The organism is Enterobacter vonholyi (genome assembly GCF_008364555.1).
In the GTDB taxonomy this organism is placed as follows: domain Bacteria; phylum Pseudomonadota; class Gammaproteobacteria; order Enterobacterales; family Enterobacteriaceae; genus Enterobacter; species Enterobacter vonholyi.
On record NZ_VTUC01000002.1, the window covers coordinates 69,117 to 93,661 of the forward strand.

Here is a 24,545-nt window from a genome sequence, read left to right on the forward strand (position 1 = left end):
CCGCCCACTGTGGCGGATTTTTTTTGTCTTTTTCCCTCCCCCCGTAGGCCAAGGTGAGAGCATCGAACCGCTACTTACTCTTAATATCAAAAATATCCGTACCCAGATGGTTGTAGTCAACTTTCTGTAACTTGAAGTTGGTAACGTACACTGGGGGAGCTTTCTTGTTAGAGACAAACGGGTAAGCCGTTTTTATCTGTTCGGCTGTAATCCCCGTCCACTGCGAGAAGAACTGCAGGAAATCATTTGCCGAACGGCGCGCTTTAATGACGCGATGCGTTTTATCATCACTCGACAGCACCATAAACGGCACCTGGAAGTTCTGCTGGAACTTGTCATCGTGCGCCAGATACTGCACCTCTTTACCACGCTCTTTAAACGCCAGCCCGTGATCCGAGAAATAGACCATAGAGAAGCTGTCGCCCGTATTGCGTAGCTGATCGTACAGCTTGCTCAGCAGATCGTCGGTTTGCGTCATGGTGTAGAGGTAGCACGAGGTCTCTTTGGACTGCACGAACTCCGCGTACTTCCCGCCAGTCCGATCGCAGGCCTGCGGATGCGACCCCATCAGGTGCAGGACGATCAGCTGAGGCTGCGTGCGCGGGGTGGCGAAGACCTGTGCCGTCATTTTCAGCAGCGCTTCGTCTTTGGTGTTTTTGTCGGCTTCAAAATCGCCGTTTTTCAGGAACTGCACTTCGTCAGCCCGTTTGGCGATGCTGGCGATGGCCGTATCGTATTCGCCAATTTGCCCCTGATTGGAGAACCACCAGGTCTGATAACCTGCACGGTTTGCCAGAGTGACAAAATTATCCTGATACTGCGGTTTACCATCCACCACTCGGTTAAGGGTCAGACCGAGCGATTTCTGCGTTGAGCCGCTGGCCGCGACATAATCGGTAAACAGAGTGCCTTTGACTGAACTCGCAAACGGGGTGTTGTCCCAGTGGCCGCCAAACGCCCCCATTGCATCGCGACGCGCGCTTTCGCCAATCACCACCACATAGGTGTGATATTTCGGCTTAACGGCCAGCACGTTCCAGGTGTCTTTCATATTGGAAAGCTCAGCCATGCGCGCCTGTTCGTCGAGAACCTCTTTATTATTTACAACAACGTCTTTAACGAAGCGGAAAACCGGATAGCCGATATTGATGAGCCTTAACTTACCGTCCCAGGGAATATTCTGGATGGGGGCGACAAACGCCACGGCAATGCTGAACACCAGACAGAGTATTTCGATCTTACCCCAGGATTTTTTCTCGCCCGACTGACGGCGGATGGCAATAACGCCCAACGCGAAGATAAAAAGCCCGACCACATAGCTGTACCACGGGAAGATCGTCAGGATCTCCGTCGACTCTTCCATATTGGTCGAGTGCAGCGCCAGCAGGGTATTAAAGTTTGGCGAGCCGTAAGCCTGACCGAACGGGAAATAGAGTGCAGCAATCAGCGAACAGATCCCGATTACTGTTTTTTGCACGCGCGGGGCGGCTCGCCACAGCACATGCAGAATGCAGGTGAAGGCTACCGCGTAGAGCAGACTAAAGGGATAACCCAGCGCAAAGTTAATCAGTAATGACTGCAAAAAGTAAAAACCCGTCCACGGGCTTAAGGCCCGGCTGCGGGTAACAACGGTATCTATCAGGGTTACATTCATAGGTCACTATCATGGATGAAAACGCCATGTGCTCACCCTGGCGTCAAGGGTCATAACCTGCCTGACAGTGCGTGGAGAGGGAATGAGGGTCCGCTTCAGCGAGCCGCAAATTGTGCAGGGCTGCAAGAAGATAGTGCGAGCGCTAAAGAATATCAACAGTTGCTAAGCAGATGTTTTGCGAAGGGGATTGCAAATCCGTAAAAAAGATCGGGAATAAGGCGGCTGAAAGCCAGTTTACAGCGAGAATGTGACGGGAAAATGAAGCGGCGTACCGCAACGCCGCTTAGTTGGAAGGTTTATCGTCCTGATGCGGTTTGTTGTTAAACATATCGCACAGCATGTTCAGCAGCATTAAGCGCACTTTAAAGGGGGAGTGGGTAAACACGGTCATGCACCTCTTGAATTCATTCATAAGACCTCCTGAGTTTTGATCCCTTCGATCCATGAAGGGTGACTGCATTACATACAGATATAGCACAGGCTATATTGTATAGCTATGGCTATTTCGTTAATTTTTTGTGCTTGCAGAGCTATGGTTTACAATGTGCGCTCTCGAAACCGGGCGCTGGAAGCGTCACCCCACTGAGGAAGTACAATGAACCGTCGCGCAGGTCATCCGACAATGAGGAAAACGACGCAACTGGTGAATGTTGAAGAACATGTCGAAGGTTTTCGCCAGGTCCGTGAAGCGCACCGGCGTGAACTGATTGATGATTATGTTGAACTCATTTCCGATCTGATTCGTGAGGTTGGTGAAGCGCGCCAGGTCGATATGGCCGCCAGGCTGGGGGTTTCACAGCCAACTGTCGCTAAAATGTTAAAACGCCTGGCCTCCGTGGGCTTAATTGAAATGATCCCCTGGCGCGGTGTTTTTCTGACGCCGGAGGGGGAGAAACTCGCGCAGGAGAGCCGCGAGCGCCATCAGCTTGTCGAGAATTTTTTACTGGTGCTGGGCGTCAGCCCGGAGATTGCCCGCCGGGATGCGGAAGGCATGGAACACCACGTCAGCGAAGAGACGCTGGTGAAGTTTCGCGAATTTACCCTTAAATATGGTCCCTCCGCTGAATGAAAATCCCTGGACTGCAGGCCCTGGCACGCGATCGTTTCTTCCATCTCCTATTACTCATTGGCGCAGGGTTAAGCCTCTTTGTGCCGTTTACGCCGCAGGCCTGGCCCGCCGCGATTGACTGGCGCACCATCATTACCCTGAGCGGCCTGATGATGCTCACCAAAGGGGTTGAGCTGAGCGGCTACTTTGACGTTCTTGGCCGTAAAATGGTGCGCCGCTTTGCCACCGAACGCAGGCTGTCCCTGTTTATGGTGTTTTCTGCCGCGGTGCTGTCGACGTTTCTGACCAACGATGTGGCGCTGTTTATCATCGTGCCCCTCACGCTTACGCTGCGTAAGCTGTGCGAGATCCCGGTCAGCCGGCTGATCATCTTTGAAGCGCTCGCCGTCAATGCAGGCTCACTTCTGACGCCAATCGGCAATCCGCAAAATATCCTTCTCTGGGGACGTTCCGGGCTGTCGTTCGCCGCCTTTACCTGGCAGATGGCCCCTCTGGCGCTGGTGATGATGCTGTCGCTGCTGGCGGTATGCTGGTTTGCGTTTCCTGATAAAAAACTGCAGTACCACAGCGGTACAACGGGCCCGCAGTGGCAGCCGCGTCTGGTGTGGAGCTGCCTCGGGTTATATATTGTCTTTCTCTTTGCGCTGGAGCTGAAGTATGAGCTGGCGGGCGTCCTGCTCGTTGCCGCAGGCTTTGTCGTCCTCGCGCGACGCGTGCTGGTCAGCGTGGACTGGACGCTGCTGCTGGTCTTTATGGCGATGTTCATCGACGTGCATCTGCTTATTCAGCTCCCGGTACTGCAAACCGTCCTGCACAGCGTCAGCAGTCTGCCGCAGGCAGGGCTGTGGCTGACGGCGATTGGCCTGTCGCAGTTTATCAGCAACGTGCCTTCCACCATTCTGCTGCTCAACTATGTTCCGCCGGACACGCTGCTGGCCTGGGCGGTGAACATCGGCGGGTTTGGGCTGCTGCCCGGCTCGCTGGCAAACCTGATTGCCCTGCGTATGGCCAACGATCGTCGTATCTGGTGGCGCTTCCATCTCTGGTCAATCCCGATGCTGGTTTGGGCCGCGGCGATCGGTTTCGGAATATTCCTTCTCATATAGTGCGCAATTTGTCAGTTTTTCCTGGCAAACGTATAGCAACGTCCTAGCTTTAGTGAACGGCATAGTGTGATGCCGCTCACTGACAGGACCGTTGCTGAACTATGGCTGAAGATCAAAACCCGCCTGCTGACGAGCAGGACAAAAACAATAATGAGCGTAAGCGCCCGGGCAAGAAACCGTTAATTATCCTCGGCATTGTCGTCGTGGTAATGGTCGTCGTGGCGCTGGTCTGGTGGTTTTTAACCCGTAACGAAGAGACGACCGACGACGCCTTTACCGACGGCGACGTGGTGACGATTGCCCCGAAAACGGCGGGCTACGTCACCGAGCTGCGCGTGCGTGATAACCAGCGCGTGAAAAAGGGCGATCTGCTGGTGGTCATCGATCCGCGGGATACCACCGCGCAGCGCGATCAGGCCCAGGCCCAGCTTGGGCTGGCTATCGCGCAGCTGCATCAGGCCCAGGCGCAGCTGGCGCTTTCAAAAGTCCAGTATCCCGCCCAGCGTGACGAAGCCAAAGCGCAGGTGCTGAAAGCGCAGGCCGATCTGGCTAACGCACAGGCGGAGTACCGTCGCCAGCGCGGCGTCGACCCGCGGGCAACCACCCAGCAAAGCATTGATTCCGCGAACGCTCAGCTGCGTAGCGCCCAGGCAGGGCTGGCCAGCGCCCAGGCGCAGCTGGAAGTGGCAGAGCAGGTACAGCTGCAAATCCGCCAGCAGGAAACCAACGTTGAAGCGCGCGAGCGTCAGGTCGATCAGGCGAAAGCGCAGCTTGAAACGGCCAATCTGAATCTCTCTTACACCGAAGTCCGCGCCCCGTTCGACGGATTTGTCACCAAACGCAACGTGCAGCCCGGCACGCTGGTGCAGGCGGGAACGGCGCTGTTCTCACTGGTTTCGCCGAACGTGTGGGTGGTGGCGAACTTCAAAGAGTCCCAGCTTGAGCGCATGAAGCCGGGCGATAAGGTCACCGTGTCAGTCGACGCGTGGCCGGATATGGAGCTTGAGGGGCACGTAGACAGTATCCAGCAGGGCAGCGGCTCGCGCTTCTCCGCCTTCCCGGCAGAAAATGCCACCGGTAACTTCGTCAAAATTGTGCAGCGCGTGCCGGTCAAAATCGTGATTGATAAAGGCCTCGATCCGAACAAACCGCTGCCGCTGGGGCTGTCGGTTGCACCGAAGGTGACGGTGGAATGACGGATCACAGCCACGACAGCTGGAAGCCCGCCAGCAATCCGTGGGCGGTGGCGATTGTCGTCACCCTGGCGGTGTTTATGGAAATTCTGGACACCACCATCGTCAACGTGGCGCTGCCCCACGTGGCGGGTTCGCTCTCGTCCAGCTATGACGAATCCACCTGGGTGTTAACCAGCTACCTGGTCGCGAACGGCATCGTGCTGCCCATCTCGGCGTTTCTGAGCCGCGTGTTCGGCCGCAAGCAGTTCTTCCTGATCTGCATCGTCATGTTTACCGTCTGCTCGTTTCTGTGCGGGATTGCCACCGAGCTGTGGCAGATCATCCTGTTCCGCGTGATGCAGGGCTTTTTTGGCGGCGGGCTGCAGCCCACGCAGCAGTCGGTACTGCTCGACTACTTCAAGCCGGAGGACAGGGGCAAAGCGTTTGGGCTCTCATCCATCGCGATTATCGTTGCACCGGTCCTCGGCCCGACGCTGGGCGGTTGGATCACCGACAACTACTCCTGGCGCTGGGTGTTCTTTATCAATATTCCGGTGGGGATTGTCACGGTGCTGGCGATCTACCAGCTGCTGGAAGATCCGCCGTGGGAGAGCAAATCAAAAGAGAAGCTGAGTATCGACTGGACGGGGATCGGCCTGATCGCGTTAGGGCTTGGCTGCCTGCAGGTGATGCTTGACCGGGGAGAGGATGAGGACTGGTTCTACTCGAACTTTATCCGTACCTTCGCGGTGTTAACGCTAATCGGCATTATCGGTGCCATTTACTGGCTGGTGTATGCCAAAAAGCCGGTGGTGGATCTGCACTGCATGAAGGACCGCAACTTTGCCATCTCCAGCCTGCTGATGGCGGGGATGGCGATGATTTTGTACGGCAGTTCCGTGGTGATCCCGCAGCTGGCGCAACAGGACCTGGGCTATACCGCCACCTGGTCCGGGCTGGTGCTGTCGCCCGGTGCGGTGCTGATTGTGCTGACTATTCCGCTGGTGCTGAAGCTGATGCCGGTTGTACAGACGCGCTGGATTATCGCCTTTGGCTTTACCTGTCTGGCGGTGTCGTTCTTCTGGTCGCGCACGCTGACCCCGGATATCGACTTCGAGACGCTGGTGCTGTTCCGCAGCGCCCAGTCGCTGGGGCTGGGATTCCTGTTTGTGCCCCTGACCACCATTGCCTTTATTTCGATCCCAAGACGGCTGAATGCTGATGCGGCGGCGCTGTTCACCATGTTCCGCAACGTGGCGGGCTCGGTCGGGATCTCGCTGTCGACGGCGGCCATCACCGAACGATCTCAGGCGCACAGTGCACACCTTGCGTACCACGCCTCGCCGTTTAACGAGCAGTTCCAGCTGGCAATACGCGAAAGCGCCCAGGCAATCCAGAACTTCACCACCCAGGTAGGGGACCCCACCGGCATCGCTACCGGGCGTATGTACCAGACCATGATTGAGCAGTCGCGCTTTTTGGCCTACATCGACGTCTTCACCATCCTGAGCGCCGTGGCCTTGTTACTGATTCCGTTTTGTTTGTTGCTCTCGCCGGTTAAGAGCGAGGGGAGTGCAGGAGCACATTGATGATACACAGACGTTTACACCCCCTGATGATAATGATGCTGCTGGCAGGCTGCGCCGTCGGGCCGGACTATCTGCCGCCCGCGCCGCCTGCCGTCACGCACTGGAACGATAAGGGCGACAGCACGGTGAAATCGCAAACTACCTCCGCCGCGACAAACCCGCGCTGGTGGAAAACCTTTGGTTCGCCGCAGTTAGATAGCCTGGTTGAGCGCGCCATCGCCGGGAACCTGACGCTGCAGCAGACGGTGCTGCGCATCGCCGGAGCGCGTGAGCAGATTAACCAGGCGGGCGGGGCGTTTTACCCGTCGGTGAACGGCAATCTGCAGGCGACGCGCCAGCAGCTCGGGCTGGAAGGGGAGCTGAAGTCCCACGGCGTGTACGACCAGCTGGATAATGTCGATCCTGAGCTGCGGGGCGCGTTAGGCCCTCTGACGCAGCCGATCAACCTCTACCAGGGCAGCTTCGACGCCCAGTGGGAAATCGACCTGTGGGGCAAGGTACGCCGGCAGGTGGAAGCCGCCGAAGCGCAGCAGAAAGCCGCTATCGAGCAGCGTAACGACGCGCTGGTGTCGCTGGAGGCGGAAGTGGCGCGCGCGTGGCTCCAGCTGCGCGGGGCGCAGAGCATTATCGCCACGCTGAACACCCAGATTAAAAGCGCGCAGCAGACGCTGGATCTGACCGAAAGCCGCCAGCGCGGCGGACTGTCTCCACAGATGGACGTGGAAAACGCCCGGGCGCAGCTGGGCAACCTCGAAGCGCAACTGCCGCAGTATCAGGCGCAGGAGCGGCAGGCGATGAACGGCCTGGCGATCCTCCTCGGCAAGCCGCCGGGGGCGCTGGATGCCGAACTACAATCCGCGCAGCCGATGCCCGCGCTGCCAGATATCGTGCAGACCGGCATTCCGTCGACGCTTGCGCGACGGCGTCCGGACGTGCGCGAAGCAGAAGCGAACCTCCATGCTGCCACGGCGCAAATTGGCGTCTCGGTGGCGGAGCTGTTCCCGAGCTTTACCCTCTCCGGGCAGTTTGGCCTGCGCAACAGCGAAACCAACTGGCTGACCGACTGGAGCAGCCACTTCTACAGCTTTGGCCCGCAGGTCTCCATTCCCATCTTCCAGGGCGGGAGGCTGGTCTCCAGCGTGAAGGTGGCGCGCGCGCAGCAGGGGGCGGCGGTGCTGGACTATCGTCAGACGGTGCTCACCGCGCTTGGCGATGTCGAAAATGCGCTGGTGAGCTATCGCACCGACCAGCAGCGTGAAGCGGGCCTGGCGAAAACCATTGATGCCCTGCAAAACGCCTTCGATTTAGCCAGCGATAGCTACCGCCAGGGGATCGCCAGCTTTATTGACGTGCTGGACGCCCATCGGCAGCTGGCGCAGGCCCAGCAGCAGCGCGCGCAGGCGCAGGTGCAAAGCGCCCTCGATCTGGTGGCGCTCTACAAGGCGCTCGGCGGCGGCTGGGAACCGTATCAGCAGGTGCAATTACCGGACTACAGCGTCTTTGGCGACGCCCCGCGCGGATAAATTCAGAGGATTGGGCAAGAAACGGACAGGAACACCACATTCGCGATGGCTGAGGGGCGGGTATAACTATCGGGTACCCAATCGACATGCGAGGAATAACTTATGCGTTATCAAAAACTGGGCAACACCGGTCTGTTTGTTTCAGAACTGTGCCTCGGCACCATGACCTTCGGCGGTGAAGGCGGCATGTGGGGCAAGATTGGCCAGCTCCAGCAAAGCGAAGCAGAACAGCTGGTGGGCCGCGCGCTGGATGCCGGGATCAACTTTATCGATACCGCGGACGTTTACTCGGAAGGGCGTTCGGAGGAGATCGTCGGCCAGGCGCTGAAAAACCTGAAAATCCCTCGCGAGAACGTGGTGGTCGCGACCAAAGTGTTCGGCGAAACCGGAACGGCAGGGGTGAACTCGCGCGGCAGCTCGCGCTATCACATCATCAGCAGCGTGAAGGAGAGCCTGCGCCGCCTGCAGCTCGATCATATCGATCTCTATCAGCTGCACGGCTTCGACCCGGCCACGCCGATTGAAGAGACACTGTATGCGCTGGATAACCTGGTGCAGCACGGCCACGTGCGCTATATCGGCGTCTCGAACTGGGCGGCGTGGCAGATTGCCAAAGCGCTGGGCATTTCCGAGCGTCTCGGGCTGGCGCGTTTCGCATCCCTCCAGGCGTATTACACCATCGCCGGACGCGATCTTGAGCGCGAGCTGGTGCCGATGATGCAGAGCGAAGGCGTCGGGCTGATGGTATGGAGCCCGCTGGCAGGCGGTCTGCTGAGCGGAAAATATGGTCGCGACGGGCAGAGCGAAGCCGGTAGCCGCCGTCTGGAGTTTGACTTCCCGCCGGTGAACAAAGACCGCGCCTTTGACTGCGTGGACGTGATGCGCACTATCGCCGAAAGCAAGGGCGTCTCCGTCGCGCAAATCGCGCTGGCCTGGCTGCTGCATCAAAAAGCCGTGACCAGCGTGATTATCGGGGCCAAACGCGTCGAACAGCTGGACGACAACATTGCCGCCACCGGGATCCGCTTAAGCGAAGACGAGCTCAAACAGCTGGATGCGGTGAGCGCGCTGCCGCGGGAATACCCTGGCTGGATGCTGGAGCGTCAGGGGGAATATCGCCGCAATCAGCTGGCGCAACAGTAACCTTTTTCATCAGGTGATTTTAAATTTCTTTGCCCATCGTTACAGCAATCGGCGAAAGCGGCTTATTTCACTGAGCATGCTTTTGCCGATTCAACGATGGGCTCTGGCGGAAATCAGCAACCGTCTTTGCAGGTTGCCGCTGGATTTTGCTCAAGAACTCTTACCAGTAGGGCTCGGGGTTCTCTTACTACATCCGTTCCAACTGACAGTACTTTGCCGTCCCGCTCTGCTGAATACTTCGCGACAACATCACCGAATGCATTTCGCTGCAGGGCGACTTCTTGTCCTGCTTTTACCGTATCGCCGGGCTTAACGAATACTTCCGCAAACCCACCCGTGGTCGCTCGTATTGAACTGATAGCATTACCAATATACGTTTTATTGCTGCTGGCGGTTGCGCCGATTTTGCCTTCAATCACCTTATAATGGATCAGTACATTACGGGCACCTTCTACACCCCGGGCAATCATATCCTGCTGGTAAATCCTCGGCTCTCCCGTCTCGGCCGTTATCGCCGGGATACCATTTTGAATAAAGGTGGTTTCCATTGAGCCGGCTTCACCGGGATCTTTCTTAATTTGATCTGCCGGAAAAAGTTCTGCAATAGTCCGGGCATCCGCATTGCGGTAGTCGGCATAAATGAACAGCGGATAAGCCGTTCCGGTAGACTGGGTGTGATAGTCAATCGCCAGGTCGACATTTCCCTTGTAAACGTTATTCCACATCATCCATGCCTGACGCTCGGCAGGGTTACCCGTTTCTTTTCCCGGATGCACGCGGTTGTAGTCGATCGTCTCACCCCCATCGGTTGAAACGGACCATGTCCGGGAGACCCTTTCAAGGCCAGAACGGTTTGGACCAATAATGGCAATAACGCTGCCGTTCATTTTTGCAGGGTCCAGTTGTTCCATCACTTTTTGTACGATGCGCACTCCGTTTAGCTCATCTCCATGGACGCCCGCCTGCAGCAGAACTTTCTTCCCGTCCGTTTTCCCTTTTGCCACCATGATGGGTACATACCAGCGCTGTCCCGTTCCTGTCTCAACCCCCTCGAACATGAAGCGATGTTGTCCTGCTGTCAGGTCTGATACATCCAGAGTCGAGATGACCGGCACTCCCTGTACCTTATCACCCGTATACACCGTTGCCGCGTAAGCCATTGAGCATGGCAGCGCTAAGCTGAGAGCGAATGCAATACGGCCAGTAGATATCTTCATGAGCGTCATTTTCCATTTGATAGAGTTAAGATTTTTATTTTCCGGCCTGGGCCGTGGTTCGTGCTCATTAAGTTAATAGTGATTTTATGAGGCCAGCCAGTGGCACGAGCGGGAAATGTGATTTTGCATAGGCTAAGGCACCGGCTTCAATAACAGGGTTTGCGCGATTCATTTCCTGCCCGACGTTTCTTTCCGACATGCCTCACAAAAAACGATCCTCCGCTTTGATCGACATGCCATCTTCACCTATATGACTAGTCATGAATTTTTAAATGACTAGTCATATAGGGAGAGACCATGAACAATCAGCTGCCGGCAAACTTTTTATGGGGCAACTCGGTATCGAGCATGCAGACGGAAGGAGCCTGGAACGAGGGCGGGAAAGGGATGTCGGTGTACGACATTCGTGAAGCCGGGGAGAATGTCTCCGACTGGAAAGTGGCGACCGACTCCTATCACCGCTACCGGGAAGATTTCGATCTGATGCAGGATCTGGGGATGAACTGCTACCGCTTCCAGATCTCATGGAGCCGCGTCTGCCCGCTGGGTGACGGCCCGTTCAACGACGAAGGCATCGCGTTTTACGACCGCTTTATCGACGATCTCATCGCCCGCGGCATCGAGCCGATGATCTGCCTGTACCACTTCGATATGCCGCTGGCGCTGGCGCAGGAGTACAACGGCTTTAACGACCGCCGCGTGATGGACGCCTTTATCCGCTACGGCAAAAAGATGATCGACTGCTATGGCGATCGCGTGAAGTACTGGCTGACCTTCAACGAGCAGAACATCTTCCATATGCCGGAAGCGTTTCGCATTTCTGGCTACATGAAAGGCGAGAAAACCCTGCGCGAGCTGTACGAGCTGCAGCACCACACCATGGTGGCGCACATGTCGCTGACCGAATACCTGCACCAGACCAAACCGGGCCAGCTGATGGGCGGCATGCTGGCGCACCAGCTGATCTATCCGGCCACCTGCAAACCGCGCGATATTTTCTGCGCCCAGCAGTATGACGAATTTCTTAACCAGAACCTGCTGCGCGTCTTTGCCGGGCAGGGCTACAGCCCGGCGGTGATGGCGGTGGTGGAGCAGGAGGGCTTCGGCGATATCTACCGCGCTGAAGATTTAGCGCTGCTGGCGCGCACCAAAAACGACTATATGGCCTTCAGCTACTACGCCAGTAAAACGCTGGACAGCGATGCGATCCCGGAAGGCACGCCCGTGAACTATTACCTGCTGCACGGCGAGAAAAACAATCCGTACCTGAAAGCCACCGAGTGGAACTGGCAGATCGACCCGCTCGGTTTTCGCACCATCATTACCCGCTATTACAACGACTGGCGCCTGCCGGTGTTCCCGATCGAAAACGGCATCGGGGTGATTGAGTCCTGGGACGGCGTGAACCCGATTGAGGACACCTACCGCATTGACTACCACCGGGCGCATATCAATGCCATGAAAGAGGCGATGTTCGAAGACGGAGCAGAAGTTATCGGCTACCTCGGCTGGGGGTTAATCGACATTCTCAGCTCCCAGGGCGACATGCGTAAGCGCTACGGCGTGGTCTATGTCAACCGTGAAAACCACGACCTGAAAGACCTGAAGCGCGTGCCGAAGAAGAGCTACGCGTGGTTAAAACAGGTTATCCATACCAACGGACGCGAGATGTAAGCCGTACGCTGCCGGGCCGTTTTTGTGACTGATTGATGGGAAATATCCGCTATGTCTGAAACAAAAATAACACCGCACATGCAGTCTTTTGTCGATAAATTTGTAGAGTTCTCGGCGCGCCTGGCAAACCAGGTGCACCTTCGCTCCCTGCGCGACGCCTTCGCCACGGTGATGCCCATTTTCATCCTCGCCGGTCTGGCGGTGCTGGTGAACAACGTGGTGTTTCCGTGGATTTTTCACGGCGACACGCTCGCGCAGTTTAAGGTGTGGGGCGAGGCGATTATCAACGGCACGTTGAACATCGCCGCGCTGCTGCTAGCCCCGATGATTGCCTGGTCGCTGGCGCGCAACAAAGATTTCGACAATCCGGTCTCGGCAGTGGTTATCGCCGTCAGCAGTTTTATCATCATGATGCCGATGCGCTTACAGGTTACGCCCGTTGGCAGCGACGCTGCGGTGAACGTCACGCAGGTGCTGACGTTCGCCAATATCGGCTCAACCGGCATTTTCGCCGGGGTGCTGATTGGGCTGCTCTCAACGGAAGTGTTTATCGCTATTTCGCGCCTGAAGGCGCTGCACATATCGCTCGGGGAAAATGTGCCCCCGGCGGTGAGCAAATCCTTTACCGCGCTGATCCCGACGATCCTCACGCTCTCCTTGTTCGCGGTGCTGGCGGCGATACTGGCAAACGTGCTGCATACGGACCTGATCCATCTCATTACGACCTTTATCCAGCAGCCGCTGCGGCTGATCAACACCAGCCTGCCGGGGACGATTTTTATCTACAGTTTCGGTAACTTCCTGTTCACCCTCGGTATTCATCAATCTGTCGTTAACAGTGTGGTGCTGGAGCCGTTCCTGCTGATCAACACCAACGAGAACATGCTGGCCTTCGCCAACGGCCAGCCGATCCCGCATATCATCAACAACATCTTCGTGCCGACCTTTGGCATGGTGGGCGGTACGGGCAGCACCATCTCGCTGCTGATTGCCATCTTTATCTTCTCCCGACAAAAGTCGGCGAAGCAGGTGGCGCGTCTGTCGCTGGCGCCGGGCCTGTTTAACATCAACGAACCGGTGATTTTTGGCCTGCCGATTGTGTTTAACCTGCCGCTGATGATCCCGTTTGTGCTGCTGCCCGCCATCGGCATTTACTTCGCCTGGCTCTGTACCACGCTGGGGTTAATGTCGCGCTGCGTGGTGATGATCCCGTGGACTACGCCGCCAATTCTCAGCGCCTGGCTGGCGACGGCGGGGGACTGGCGCGCGGTGGTGGTGCAGTTGGCAATCATTGTATTTGGTGTATTCTTCTACCTGCCTTTCCTCAAGATTGCCGAGAGAGTGGCGTTGAAAAACAACGGGATAGAAAACTAACTGAAAGGAAGGACGATGGCGGCGAAGTACATCACCATAGCGCGGGAAATCAAGAAACGCATTATCAGCCAGCAGTACGCCGCCCATGAACCGCTCCCGGACCAGTTTGCGCTGGCGGCGGAGTTCAGCACCAGCCGGATGACCATTCAGCAGGCGATGCGCCAGCTGATCGTCGAAGGTCTGGTCTATACCCGTCAGGGCCAGGGCACGTTTATCCGCAAAAACTTCCTCCAGCTCTCGCAGTGGGATCTCTCCGGCAGCGACTACTTCGGCGCGACTAAAACCTGGGAACACCTGGGCAAGGTAACCAGCCAGGTGGTGCATTTTGAGCTGCGCTTCCCGAACGAGAAAGAGCAGGCGTCGCTGATGATCAATGCCGATGCGCCGATCTATGACTTCATTCGCCTGCGTTTGCTGAACGGTGAACCTATGTCGCTGGATTCCACGGTAATGCCGGTGAATCTGGTGCCGGGCCTGACGAAAAACCATCTTGAAGGTTCAGTGTTCCAGTACGTGCAGGAGACGCTGGGGCTGAAAATTATGGGGTCGTATCGGGTGGTGCGGGCGCTTAAGCCCAGCGCGCTGGACAGGGAGCATCTGGTCTGCGAGGAAACCGATCCGGTTCTGGAGGTGGAGCAGGTCATTTATCTGGAAGATGGCACAGCGCTGGAGTATGCCCACTGTCACTATCGGTACGACCACGGCGGGATTGTGATCGTGAATAACGGGTAAAAAAAAGCGGGCAACGAGGCCCGCTTTTTTAATGCTTCTCTATCAGTTCAAACGCACCGGCATACCGGAGCGGTTCTGCACGGCCTGGTCAACAATCGCCGTTTCTACGTCAGGCTGAGAAGTCACCGCCTGTACCGCGCTGTTCAGCGTAACAGGGACGACTTCGTTGTTGTTGATCTGGTCTTCGCTGGTGGACAGCGGGTTGTGCACTTCGATGTAGCGGCTGCCGTCTGGCTCAGAGGTCGCTTTCACCGGTTCGTTGATGAACTGCACGCGCGTACCGACCGGCACGTTTTCGAACAGGAATTTAATGTCATCGTTACGCAGGCGCACGCAGCCGTGGCTCACGCGCAGGCCGATACCGAAGTTGGCGTTAGTACCGTGGATAGCGTACAGGCGACCAATGTACAGAGCATACAGACCCATCGGGTTATCCGGGCCTGCCGGTACTACGGCTGGCAGCGGTTCGCCCGCAGCGATGTATTCCGCGTGCATTTTGGCAGTCGGCGTCCAGGTCGGGCCCGCTTTCTTACGCTCGACTTTCGTGGTCCAGTTCATCGGGGTATCTTTACCCAGCTGGCCGATACCGATTGGCAGCACGATAACGGTGTTGGTGCCTTTCGGGTAGTAATACAGACGCATTTCGGCGCTGTTAATCACGATACCTTCATGAACGGTATCCGGCAGGATCAGCTGCTGAGGAATATTCAGCACGGTACCCGCTTTTGGCAGATACGGGTCAACGCCCGGGTTTGCTTCCAGCATGTTAGACAGGCCCAACTGGTACTGCGCAGCGAAATACTCCAGCGGCTGAGAGTTACCTTCTGGTACCGTCACAACCTGGTTCTGGCCTACCAGACGGCTACCGTCTGTTGGCAGGGGATACGTCACCGCAGACGCGGTCTTACAAAAACCTACTACGGCTAACGCCGCCGCAAAAAGCGTTGTTAATTTCATGTTCATGTTGTGCGAGGTATCTAAGCCATTCTGGCGATGAGTTGATAAGTCTGAATCTGTGATGGGAGCGCATTATATGTGCATTCCCGCTAACAGGGAATTCAGATGTGTACGAAATCACATTTTTTTCGATTTTGTTAAAGTTTAGTGGATTGCCGCAACACGGGATCTCAATTCGGAATTGTGGCATAATGCCGTGTTTATCACACTTTTCGCAGGAATCTCCCCGTGTTAGTTACCAGCAACGTCACTATGCAGTTTGGCAGTAAGCCGCTGTTCGAAAACATTTCCGTCAAATTTGGCGGCGGCAACCGTTACGGCCTGATTGGTGCCAACGGTAGCGGAAAATCCACCTTTATGAAGATCCTCGGCGGCGATCTGGAGCCGACCCTCGGCAACGTCTCGCTCGACCCTAACGAGCGTATCGGTAAGCTGCGTCAGGATCAGTTCGCCTTCGAAGAGTTCACCGTGCTCGACACCGTGATCATGGGGCACGCGGAGCTGTGGGAAGTGAAGCAGGAGCGCGATCGCATCTACGCGCTGGCCGAAATGAGCGAAGAAGATGGCTATAAGGTGGCCGATCTGGAAACGCAGTACGGCGAGATGGACGGTTATTCTGCGGAAGCGCGTGCGGGCGAGCTGCTGCTGGGCGTGGGGATCCCCGTTGAACAACATTACGGCCCGATGAGCGAAGTCGCGCCAGGCTGGAAGCTGCGTGTGCTGCTGGCACAGGCGCTGTTCTCTAACCCGGACATCCTGCTGCTCGACGAACCGACGAACAACCTGGACATCGACACCATCCGCTGGCTGGAGCAGACGCTGAACGATCGCGACAGCACCATGATCATCATCTCGCACGACCGTCACTTCCTGAATATGGTCTGTACGCACATGGCGGATCTCGACTACGGCGAGCTGCGCGTCTATCCGGGCAACTACGACGAGTACATGACGGCGGCCACCCAGGCGCGTGAACGTCTGCTGGCGGACAACGCCAAAAAGAAAGCGCAGATTGCCGACCTGCAGTCCTTCGTCAGCCGCTTCAGCGCTAACGCCTCTAAATCGCGTCAGGCAACCTCGCGTGCGCGTCAGATTGATAAAATCAAGCTGGAAGAGGTTAAAGCCTCCAGCCGTCAGAACCCGTTCATCCGCTTCGAGCAGGACAAGAAGCTGTTCCGTAACGCGCTGGAAGTGGAAGCTCTTACCAAAGGCTTCGATGAAGGCCCGCTGTTTAAAAACTTCAACCTGCTGCTGGAAGTGGGCGAGAAGATTGCCATTCTGGGCGCCAACGGCGTGGGTAAGTCCACCATGCTGAAAACCCTGGTCGGCGAACTGCAGCCGGACAACGGCACCGTGAAATGGTCCGAAAACGCGCAGATTGGTTACTACGCGCAGGACCATGAATATGAGTTCGAGAATGACCTGACCGTCTTCGACTGGATGAGCCAGTGGAAGCAGGAAGGCGACGACGAGCAGGCGGTACGCAGCATTCTGGGTCGTCTGCTGTTCAGCCAGGACGACATCAAGAAGCCGGCTAAAGTGCTTTCCGGTGGCGAGAAGGGACGCATGCTGTTCGGCAAGCTGATGATGGAAAAACCAAACATCCTGGTGATGGACGAACCGACTAACCACCTGGATATGGAATCGATCGAATCCCTGAACATGGCGCTTGAGATGTATCAGGGCACCCTGATCTTCGTCTCTCACGACCGTGAGTTCGTCAGCTCGCTGGCGACCCGCGTGATCGAAATTACGCCAGAGCGCGTGGTGGACTTCACCGGTAACTACGAAGATTACCTGCGCAGCAAAGGTATCGAGAACTAAAAACGCCGGGTGGCGGCTTCACCTTACCCGGCCTACGTTCTATCCCCTCTCCCTGTGGGAGAGGGTTAGGGTGAGGGCATCCGCCCGCACTATACCACCCACTCGCTCCCTTCAGTCCCGTTCACCAGCAGTTTGCGTTTCCCCCCCGCCGGTAACGACACTTTCAGCGCTTTCCACGCTGGACGATAATCCCCGCGCGCGTTCACCCTCAGGTTGATGGTTGCGCTGTCGCACACCATCTCCCATTCCACCCACAGCGCATTGCCGTTCTGGTAGCCCCAGCTTTCACCGTCGTCTTCAAACAGCAGCCCCGAGCTTGTGCCGACGCCTTTAATCGGGAACAGCTTAAGCTCGCGGGTCGTATCTTTTTCGGCACTCACATGCGTGATGCGCTCGCTCAGCGGCAAACCGGCCCCGGCGCGCACCAGCAGCGGCAGTTTTTCCAGCGGCGCATCGAGAACGATGGATTGTCCGCCCGCATACCACGCGTGGGTGTAAAAATCGTACCAGCCCGTTTCGTTATCCGGCAGCCAGACCCTGCGCTCGCGCTGCCCGGCTTCGACGACGCTGGCGACCAGCAGGTCGCGACCCAGCAGGAAGTCGTCGCACTCTTCGAAAGTCTGCGCGTCGCGCTCGTGGTCGAGGAAGGTCGGGCGCAGCATCGGCTCGTCGTCGGCGTGCGCCTGCCAGAGCAGGGTGTAGAGATACGGCAGCAGGCGGTAGCGCAGCTCAATCGCGCCGCGAATGGCAGGCGTGACGCCCGGATACATCCACGGTTCGTTGACGGTGTGGTCATCGTTCCACGAGTGAATGGTAAAGCGCGGGTGCATCACGCCGTTCTGCACCCAGCGCACGAACAGCTCGGCGTCCGGCTTGTCGCCGGAGAAACCGCCGACGTCGTGGCCGACGTTGAACAGCCCGGACAGGCTCATGCCCAGCCCCATGCGGATGTTATAGCGCAGCGTGTCCCAGCTGGTGCGGTTGTCGCCGCTCCAGGTCTGAACGTAGCGCTGCATCCCGGCGCATCCGGAGCGGGAGATGAGGTAAGGGCGTTTTTCTGGCGCAAAGCGCTGCTGCGCTTCCAGCGAGGCGCGCATCATCAGCAGCGGCATGACCGGGCGAATATGCTTGATGGCGATCTCCTTGCCGAAGCCAAAGCAGCGGGCTTCTCCGTCCCACACTTCGTACTCGTTGTTGTCGTTCCAGGTAGAGTCGATGCCCATCTCCAGCAGCTGCGTGGTGACGCCGTTCTGCCACCACTGCACCGTCTGCGGGTTGGTAAAGTCGAGGTGCGAGCCTTCGTCATCCCAGAAGCTGGAGCGTTCGGGTGCATCGGTTTCCGAATCGCGAATGAACAGGCCGCTCTCCGCCACTTCGTTGTAGCGCGGATGGTCCTGCAGCAGGCACGGCTTGATGTTAGCCGCAAGCTTCAGTCCCGCGTCGTGGAACGCCTGGCTCATTACCTTCGGCTGCGGCACCTTGCCGTAGTTCCAGTTGAAGACGTAGCGCTTGCCGTTGATGGAGGTATAGCCGGAGGAGAGCTGGAACGAGTCGCACGGAATGGCGTGTTCTTCGCACAGGCGGATGAAGTTCATCAGCTGGTTTTGCGCGTCCGGCGCGTCGGTATAGTGCATGGTCGAACCGCTGTAGCCCAGGCTCCATTTCGGTCCGAACAGCGTTTTCCCGGTGAGGCGAACAAAGGCTTTGGTAACGTCCAGCACGCGTTTGCCGGTAAAGATGTAGTAGTCGATATCGCCCGCTTCCGCCTGCCAGCGGCGATAGGCAGTATGGTAGTTGTCGATCTCGTTGCCCAAATCCAGCCAGCAGCTGCTCAGGTTGTCGTAGAACAGGCCGTAGCTCACGTCGTCGCGGCGGGCGATGGTGAACGGGATGTGCTTGTAGAGCGGGTCGGTGCTGGCCGCGTTGTACCCCATTGCGTCGAGGTTGCGCATCTCATAGCGCTTGCCGTTGCGCTGCAGATCGCCCGCTTTCTCGCCCAGGCCGTAGAAGCGCTCGTCCTTGCGGCGGCTCAGGTAGTGCGCCACGCCGTCGCCGTGGGCGTTCAGCAGGTAGGCGCTGGTGGGGCGGTCGTTGACCAGCGGCTGCCACTCGCCCGCGTCATTGCGATAGCGCCACTCCAGCCACAGCGGCTGGTGCACGGTGACGCGCAGCTGTTCGGTTGCCACGGTTAACGTGTCGTCCTGCTGCGTCAGCGTCCAGGTCGGGCAGGTGAAGCCGCTGATATCGTCACGACGGCGCCCTTCCCAGGAAACGTCTTGCTCCGGCGCGATGCTCCAGGTGCGGTCCAGCGCCAGCTCGCCCTTGCGTTTGATCAGCACGCGGAACAGGTTCTCTTCCAGCACATACAGGCACAGGCGGTGCTGGTTATCGACCAGCAGTTCCAGATGGTTTGCCGACTGCGTATCAACGGTCCAGTTTTTCAGGGTTTTCATATGCAATACATCCACTATCAGGCGCGCTTGGCGCGACGTTCAGCAATAAATGCTACCAGGAAGACGGCGCCAATCAGGTCAAAGAAGCCCATGGCGATAAAGAGCGGGTTAAAGCCGATTTTGTCGGCGGTCACACCGATTAACAGGGAGAACAGGAAGCTGGCGATCCACGCCGCCGAGCCGCGCATGCCGTTGACGGTCGCCATCTGGCCTTTGTCGAACGACTCCACGACCAGGGCGCTCAGCATGCAGGAAATAATCTGGTGCCCGAAGCCGCCTATGGAGATCAGCACGATGGTGATATACGGGTCGCGGGTAATGGCCACGATGGCCAGCGAGATCATCAGGAACGCGCCCGTCACGGAGCTGGCGACGACCGAGTTAACGCGTGAGCAGCCGAACATGCGGGTGTACAGACGCGTCAGGTAGCCGCTCGCCACGCTGCCGAGGTCAGCGGCGAGGAACGGCAGCCAGGCAAACATCGCAATCTGCTTCAGGTCCATGCCGTGCTCTTTGGCGAGGTACAGCGGTACCCAGAAGCTCAGCACCGCCCAGGCCGGTTCCGCCATAAAGGCGGGGATGGCGATACCGTAGAAGCGTTTGTTTTTTGAAACGGTTTTCAGCGCGGTCAGGAAGGGCAGCTTCACCGCAGGCGGTTCGTTGTCCTGCTTGATAAACGCCAGCTCGTCCTTGCTCAGATTCGGGTGCTGCTCCGGGTTGTGGTAGAACGCCCACCAGAGGATCACCCACAGCAGCGCCAGCACGCCGGTAAACATAAACGCGCCCTGCCAGCCAAACGAGGCGTGAGCAAAGTAGATGATAGGCGGAGCAAGCATCGCGCCGATGGAGAAGCCCACGCCCGCCCAGCCGGCGGCAACGGGTCGCTCTGATTTCGGGAACCATTCGCCGATGGTTTTGGCGTTCGCCGGGGTAGCGGCGGCCTCAGAGGCACCCATAAAGAAGCGCAGAATGGCCAGGTGCAGCCAGCTTCCGGCACCCGCGTGGAAAATACACATCAGAGCCCAGATCCCGGCGCAGACCATAAAGCCAATCTTCAGGCCAATGACGTCAATCAGCCAGCCGCACAGGGGCTGGAAAATGGTGTAGGCGATCTGGAAGGCTCCTACGATCCAGGAGTACTGCTCGGTGGTGATCCCGAGGCTCTCTTTCAGTTCCGGGGCGAGGATCCCGAGCGAGTTTCGGGTGATGTAGTTAACGGTAACGCCAAGTAAGAACAGCACCAGCACGTACCAGCGCAGGTTCTTGATGACGCGACGGGTTTTGCTTGTCGCAACGGTGTTATTGATGTCCTGACTCATTTTACTCTCCACAAGACGGACGGTAAGGGGACGGAGGTTCAGGTGTCACACGGATTTTTATGACTTTGATTTTTATCCGTTTAAAATTCTTTATCTGGTATACAACTAGTATGGAAGTTGTGTGACAAGTTCACCTTAAGGAAGAAAATGAGTGGGCAAAAGTGGATTTTGTGCAAAATTTCTCATAACTGACGAAAAGCCTCTGGCAAGATGGTATTTATGTCAGTAATTGCCTGACAAATACGCTATGAAAATTTTTTCATTTCGCAAATGGAGCCAGATCACAAAATGGACAAAAGGCTAAAAATCACCGAGATCGCGGCCCGCACGCAGCTCTCGATCAGCACCGTGTCGCGGGTGCTGGCGGGAAAAGCGAATACCAGCGAAAAGGCGCGCGCAAAGGTGCTGGCGTGCGCGCGGGAGCTGGGGGTGATGGAGGGTATGGCGGCGGGACGGCTGCTGCTCAATAGCCTGGTGGTTTTTGCCCCTCAGCGTGCGTTCGACGAGCGGTCCGACATCTTTTACTACCGTGTGATCCAGAGCGTGAGTAAAGGCCTTGCATCCCACGATGTGCGCTTGCGCTACTGCGCGCTGGAAGAGAACGATAGCGATGCCCAGCTGTTTCTGGCGCGCATGAACGAGGCGGATACCCAGGCGGCAATCCTTCTTGGCATCGACGACCCGCATATCCACGATCTGGCTGTGGATGTCGGCAAACCCTGCATGCTGATTAACTGCCGTGACCGCCACATGCGCCTGCCTGCCGTCGCGCCGGATCATCGCGCCATTGGCGAGCGGGCGGCGGAATATCTGTTTGAGATGGGACACCGTGAGGTCATGAGTGTGCTGTGCCTGCGCCGCTATACCATGGAGCTGCGCCTGGCGGGTATCCGCGACGCGTGGCAGTCTCACAACCTGAAATTCAACGACAAGCGCGATCTGCTGGTGGTGCCCAGCTTCAGCGCACGCGAAAGTGAACAGGCAGTCAGCAGCTGGCTCAGCGAAATGCAGGGCAAGGATTTGCCAACCGCATTTTTGGTTGGCGGCGATTTTATGGCGGCGGGCACCATCAGCGCATTACAAAAAAAAGGATTACGCGTGCCGCAGGACGTGTCGGTGATGAGCATTGACGGGTTTAACCTGGCGGCAATCCAGGATGTTCCATTAACGGCCGTGCACGTTCCCCGCGATGAGCTGGGAACGGAAGCGGTTTATATGCTCCAGCAGCGGCTCATGCGCCCGGACGCGCCGGTGGGGACGTTACTGCTTAACGGCACGCTGGCCGTTCGGGAATCGGTACGGCGGATACGTCAGGGGAAACGACGCACCGCCGTTGAGCGGGAAGGTTTGTATGACAGTTAAACCATGCCCAGCGCGCGCTTGCCGTGGATGTTGAGATCGTTCACGGTAAAGCGGTCCTGCCAGCTCTTTTCATAATCTTCGCGCGGGAAATCTCCCGGTGACGCGCCGGTTTCAAGCGCTTCCTTGACCTTTTTGGCGTACGCGAGGTTCTTCTCGCACATCGGCGCGGCAGGAATGTACATCACGTTGCCCCAGCCCTGCTGATTTTCCACCGGCGCGACGGAGTGGATCACATCGCAGTGCCACCACACGGAATCGCCCGCGTCGAGCGCCGGAATGCTGCTTAATGCTTCGATGAGCAGCGGGTGCCACTTCTCGGAAACCGGCAACACGCGCCCCGGCGCCACGCCGCACAGCTCGTCTTCCGGCACGTCGTCCAGCAGCGGACGCAGCAGAATGTACGCCATTGCTTCGGGGATTGGCACCACGTGCAGCAGCCCCTGACCGGGGATCATGTCCGACAGCGCCGTCCAGCCCTGGAAGGTGCGGAACACCGAGCATTTGGTGGTGTTATCGACGGTGTACTCTTCCACTTCGGTACGGTGCGCGGCGTTCCACGGATCGTATTTCTCGACGTTGCCGTCAAACACGCGGGCAAAGACCTGCTGGTAAGCCGGCAGCAGCCAGCGCTCCAGCGCGCCGGAGTCGGTATGTGCGCCAAGTCCTTTCGAGGTGGTTCCCGGCGGACGGCGGCGAATACGATCCGGATAAATCACGCTCACATCCGGGTCGAACCACTGCTTGCCGTTGCTCTCGAACGTCCATAAACGGTTCAGGAACGACTGCACCTGCGCCATCTCTTCGCTCTGACGCGCCTGCATTTGCGCCTGCGACCAGTAGATCGGGTAAATCTCCGGACGGGAGGCCGTTAAGGTGCCGAAGAAGTTATCGCCAGGCCCTTTGTACACTTCGTCAAACTTGTTCAGATCGAGGTAGTCGAGCATCGACTGATCCCACGCCAGCGCCTGCTCGCGGGGGAAGTGACCTTTAATCACCGCGCAGCCGCGGCGTTTAACGGCTTCGCGCTGTGCGTTGGTAATCGTGCCGTTTTTCACATCCGCAAACGGAATCACCGGCCAGACGGATTCGCCTTTGTTCTTAAGAGCGTTGATTTCCGCCACGCGGGTGGCAATTTTATCGCTGAGCTTATTAAACACCGCCTGCACGTCGCCGATCTGCGCGCGCAGCTCACGTTTCAACTGACGGATTGCCGCTTTGTGATCCGCCGGCAAAGTTTCACTGGTAAAGGTCATAACTGCCTCGCATCTTTCATTCGAAAGTGAAGATATCTACAAGTGATACTTTAAGTTAAAATTAAGTTAATGCAAGTTTAAAAACTTGACGCAAGCCACAGGACGGGAAAAGAGTGAGGCTGCCGGAGCAAGGCTCCGGCGAGGAGAAGATCAGGCGTCGAACGGGGAATGGTTGTCGAGCACGGCCTGAATGACGTTCAGCGCGCCCTGATGGTTGTTGTCGTCGGTGCTGTAGCGGCTGATTTCTTTGATGCTTTCCGCCGCGTTACCCATCGCAAAGGAAAATTTTACCAGCTTCAGCATCTCGGCATCATTGCCGCTGTCGCCAATGGCCACGCACTCCTGAGGGGAGATTTTCCAGCGCTTCAGCAGACGGCTGATGCCGTTGGCTTTGTGCAGGCCGGGGATAATCAAATCGACAAACCCAAAGCCGCTGGTGACCGGCTTCATGATGCCGTCCAGGGAGACGTGCAGCTTATCCACCAGATTCGGGATATCGCTATCCGGCAGGTTCAGGGAGAACTTGAACAGCACGTCGTCAATGTCGCGGTAATCGCTGATGCGCTTTAAGCGGTGGTAGTGCTTTGACATCAGCGCCACGAAGGCGTCCGGGGCTTTGTCGCTGACGTAGGCGCTCTCCAGCCCGCAGGCCACGAAGTTCAGCCCTTTGTCTTTCAGCAGTTCGCCAATCACGATCTGCGATTCATGGCGGGTCAGCTCGCCGTGAAAAATCTGTTCTCCGCGGTCGAACACCAGCGCGCCGTTTTCCGCCACGAAGGAGATCCGATCTTTTAGCGCCGGAAAGAAGGAGATGAGCTGGTAATACTGGTTGCCGCTGGCGACAACGAATTCAATATCGCGGGCTTTAAGCTGTTCAAACTGTGCCTGGAAGCGGTCACGATCGTACTGCTTGGCATCATCAAGGAAAGTTCCGTCCATATCGGTGACGATAACTTTAACGGTCATACTGTGCTCCTGGGTCACTGCGTTTTGAAACATTCTAATAACAAGGTGACGGGGAGCACAAATTTAATTTCATTCGAAAGTAAAAGCAAAACGGCAACCTCGGTTGCCGTTTTTAGTGTTTTCTCCCTCTCCCCGTGGGAGAGGGTCGGGGTGAG

The 24,545-nt window shown here is 57.3% G+C and carries 19 protein-coding genes; 11 read left to right on the top strand and 8 right to left on the bottom strand.

The window, feature by feature from the left end; translation table 11 throughout:
* Nucleotides 1-70: 70 nt before the first annotated feature.
* Both F0319_RS02610 and mntS read right to left on the bottom strand, forming a co-directional pair.
* Entirely contained in the window at nucleotides 71-1,654 is a 1,584-nt protein-coding gene (locus tag F0319_RS02610) for a phosphoethanolamine transferase (protein ID WP_149366213.1), read from the bottom strand.
* Between the two features lie 283 nt (nucleotides 1,655-1,937).
* Nucleotides 1,938-2,066, bottom strand: a complete 129-nt coding sequence (gene mntS / locus F0319_RS02615; protein ID WP_111963843.1) for a manganase accumulation protein MntS — start codon at nucleotides 2,064-2,066, stop codon at nucleotides 1,938-1,940.
* Between the two features lie 183 nt (nucleotides 2,067-2,249).
* Between mntS and mntR the strand changes: the two genes are divergently transcribed.
* From mntR to F0319_RS02645, 6 genes are all read left to right on the top strand, one after another.
* Nucleotides 2,250-2,723, top strand: a complete 474-nt coding sequence (gene mntR, locus F0319_RS02620) for a manganese-binding transcriptional regulator MntR (protein WP_023310887.1) — start codon at nucleotides 2,250-2,252, stop codon at nucleotides 2,721-2,723.
* Complete coding sequence (locus F0319_RS02625; RefSeq protein ID WP_111963844.1) at nucleotides 2,720-3,829, top strand: anion transporter; 1,110 nt, start codon at nucleotides 2,720-2,722, stop codon at nucleotides 3,827-3,829. Before mntR ends, F0319_RS02625 begins: the two co-directional genes overlap by 4 nt.
* A 101-nt stretch (nucleotides 3,830-3,930) precedes the next feature.
* Nucleotides 3,931-5,025, top strand: coding sequence for an HlyD family secretion protein (locus F0319_RS02630; RefSeq protein ID WP_047742414.1), 1,095 nt, complete (start codon nucleotides 3,931-3,933; stop codon nucleotides 5,023-5,025).
* On the top strand, nucleotides 5,022-6,593 hold the full coding sequence (locus tag F0319_RS02635; RefSeq protein ID WP_111963845.1) for a DHA2 family efflux MFS transporter permease subunit: 1,572 nt from the start codon (nucleotides 5,022-5,024) through the stop codon (nucleotides 6,591-6,593). The genes F0319_RS02630 and F0319_RS02635 overlap by 4 nt, the downstream gene beginning before the upstream one ends.
* The gene (locus tag F0319_RS02640; RefSeq protein WP_149366214.1) at nucleotides 6,593-8,116 is read left to right on the top strand and encodes an efflux transporter outer membrane subunit; all 1,524 of its coding nucleotides are present in this window, start codon (nucleotides 6,593-6,595) and stop codon (nucleotides 8,114-8,116) included. The genes F0319_RS02635 and F0319_RS02640 overlap by 1 nt, the downstream gene beginning before the upstream one ends.
* A gap of 102 nt (nucleotides 8,117-8,218) precedes the next feature.
* Nucleotides 8,219-9,259 (top strand): aldo/keto reductase, encoded by a 1,041-nt coding sequence (locus F0319_RS02645; RefSeq protein ID WP_149366215.1) that lies wholly within the window; start codon nucleotides 8,219-8,221, stop codon nucleotides 9,257-9,259.
* Nucleotides 9,260-9,372: 113 nt separating this feature from the next.
* Here the strand turns inward: F0319_RS02645 and F0319_RS02650 are convergent, their stop codons facing one another.
* Complete coding sequence (locus F0319_RS02650; RefSeq protein WP_149366216.1) at nucleotides 9,373-10,476, bottom strand: M14 family metallopeptidase; 1,104 nt, start codon at nucleotides 10,474-10,476, stop codon at nucleotides 9,373-9,375.
* A gap of 297 nt (nucleotides 10,477-10,773) precedes the next feature.
* Here F0319_RS02650 and F0319_RS02655 point away from each other — a divergent pair, with 297 nt between their 5' ends.
* The 3 genes from F0319_RS02655 to F0319_RS02665 are packed head-to-tail and all read left to right on the top strand — an operon-like array spanning nucleotide 10,774 to nucleotide 14,256.
* Nucleotides 10,774-12,150 carry a glycoside hydrolase family 1 protein gene (locus tag F0319_RS02655; protein WP_149366217.1) on the top strand — a complete coding sequence of 459 codons (1,377 nt, stop codon included), beginning with the start codon at nucleotides 10,774-10,776 and terminating at the stop codon, nucleotides 12,148-12,150.
* Between the two features lie 51 nt (nucleotides 12,151-12,201).
* Complete coding sequence (locus tag F0319_RS02660) at nucleotides 12,202-13,524, top strand: PTS sugar transporter subunit IIC (protein WP_149366218.1); 1,323 nt, start codon at nucleotides 12,202-12,204, stop codon at nucleotides 13,522-13,524.
* 15 nt (nucleotides 13,525-13,539) lie between these two features.
* Nucleotides 13,540-14,256 (top strand): GntR family transcriptional regulator, encoded by a 717-nt coding sequence (locus F0319_RS02665; RefSeq protein ID WP_149366219.1) that lies wholly within the window; start codon nucleotides 13,540-13,542, stop codon nucleotides 14,254-14,256.
* Between the two features lie 42 nt (nucleotides 14,257-14,298).
* On the opposite strand, the gene ldtB is transcribed toward F0319_RS02665, so the two are convergent.
* Nucleotides 14,299-15,219, bottom strand: a complete 921-nt coding sequence (ldtB, locus tag F0319_RS02670; protein WP_023335026.1) for a L,D-transpeptidase — start codon at nucleotides 15,217-15,219, stop codon at nucleotides 14,299-14,301.
* A 222-nt stretch (nucleotides 15,220-15,441) separates the two neighbouring features.
* Between ldtB and F0319_RS02675 the strand changes: the two genes are divergently transcribed.
* A complete protein-coding gene (locus tag F0319_RS02675) occupies nucleotides 15,442-17,037 on the top strand; it encodes an ABC-F family ATPase (RefSeq protein WP_024908697.1) in 1,596 nt (531 codons plus the stop codon).
* Between the two features lie 89 nt (nucleotides 17,038-17,126).
* On the opposite strand, the gene F0319_RS02680 is transcribed toward F0319_RS02675, so the two are convergent.
* Entirely contained in the window at nucleotides 17,127-19,490 is a 2,364-nt protein-coding gene (locus F0319_RS02680; RefSeq protein ID WP_149366220.1) for a glycoside hydrolase family 31 protein, read from the bottom strand.
* 17 nt (nucleotides 19,491-19,507) lie between these two features.
* Nucleotides 19,508-20,809 carry an MFS transporter gene (locus tag F0319_RS02685; RefSeq protein WP_127730155.1) on the bottom strand — a complete coding sequence of 434 codons (1,302 nt, stop codon included), beginning with the start codon at nucleotides 20,807-20,809 and terminating at the stop codon, nucleotides 19,508-19,510.
* Nucleotides 20,810-21,097: 288 nt separating this feature from the next.
* On the opposite strand from F0319_RS02685, the gene F0319_RS02690 reads away from it, so the two are divergent.
* Nucleotides 21,098-22,171 (top strand): LacI family DNA-binding transcriptional regulator, encoded by a 1,074-nt coding sequence (locus F0319_RS02690; RefSeq protein ID WP_149366221.1) that lies wholly within the window; start codon nucleotides 21,098-21,100, stop codon nucleotides 22,169-22,171.
* On the opposite strand, the gene F0319_RS02695 is transcribed toward F0319_RS02690, so the two are convergent.
* Both F0319_RS02695 and F0319_RS02700 read right to left on the bottom strand, forming a co-directional pair.
* Entirely contained in the window at nucleotides 22,168-23,424 is a 1,257-nt protein-coding gene (locus tag F0319_RS02695; RefSeq protein WP_149366222.1) for a DUF1479 domain-containing protein, read from the bottom strand. The genes F0319_RS02690 and F0319_RS02695 overlap by 4 nt on opposite strands.
* Nucleotides 23,425-23,574: 150 nt before the next feature.
* Complete coding sequence (locus F0319_RS02700; protein ID WP_111963854.1) at nucleotides 23,575-24,390, bottom strand: Cof-type HAD-IIB family hydrolase; 816 nt, start codon at nucleotides 24,388-24,390, stop codon at nucleotides 23,575-23,577.
* Nucleotides 24,391-24,545: the final 155 nt, after the last annotated feature.